We start from the raw sequence: 922 nt of genomic DNA, 5'->3' as shown, positions 1-922 counted from the left end.
ATGATGTTGTATCAGGTGGTAATATTTTGACATTAGCAGAGTTGCTTGATATTGATATAAAACAGTACAAAGAAGCAATACATCAAAGCTATGAAACAAAAATTTCTGAACAGTTAATTCTAATAAAACAAAAATATGGAGATAAATTTAAAGAAAGTAGTATGTATGTTGCAGAAGGGAAAAAGTTAAAAATTACATTAGACAAATTTAGTACAGAGTATAAGGACCAAGGAAAATTGAAATTTCTTTTAGAAAAAGCAGGCTTTATAAAAAATCATTATAAGAGCTTAATAGCTTTACTTGGCCTAACGCCATTTATAATATATTTTGTGTTTAATAAAAATATAGGCTACATTCCAATGCCTGAAAGTGGCGATATTTTCTCACTTTTGGTTTCACTGGCTTTAGCAGGCCTTAGTCTGCTGTTTATATTGTATCTTGCGCCAATAATGCAATTAATTATTGCATTTTGTATACGAGACATTAAAAATAATGCAATTTGGTTAGTCTATCTAATTTCTTGTGTAGCAACCTTGGTATTAGCTGTACTTATGATTTACAAAGACTATAATCTTAGCAAAGAAGAAATAGAAATTATTATTTTTATACTCCTTCCAATAGATATCTTTATTTACTATCTTTTTAATAGTAAAAAATTGAATAAAAAAGATAAATTCTTTGATTCTTTGCTTCTAGCCCTCTTTGGAATTATTTCCTTTTTAAGCCCATTTATACTTTTTATTACAATTATTGAGAGAGTTAATTGTAGTTCTCTTGATGATTGTGTATTTTTAATACTATTTGTACTACTATCTGTAATATTAAGTATTTTTTATTGCTTGTAAAAGATATATATTCTTTTGCTTTTATATTTTATGTTTTTATAATCATAAATTGTTTTCAGCTTTTTCTATTACATGAT

1 protein-coding gene is annotated in these 922 nt (G+C 25.9%); it reads left to right on the top strand.

All coding sequences use genetic code 11. The features are described from left to right. Positions 1-845: hypothetical protein (locus FZ949_RS09415; protein WP_187424729.1), on the top strand; the 845-nt coding region annotated here is incomplete at its 5' end. Between the last annotated feature and the right edge of the window lie 77 nt (positions 846-922).

It is taken from the genome of Campylobacter concisus (genome assembly GCF_902460545.1).
Taxonomy (GTDB): Bacteria; Campylobacterota; Campylobacteria; order Campylobacterales; family Campylobacteraceae; genus Campylobacter_A; species Campylobacter_A concisus_AE.
The sequence above is the reverse complement of the archived record's forward strand: the minus strand, read 5'-3'. Positions and strand labels throughout refer to the sequence as shown.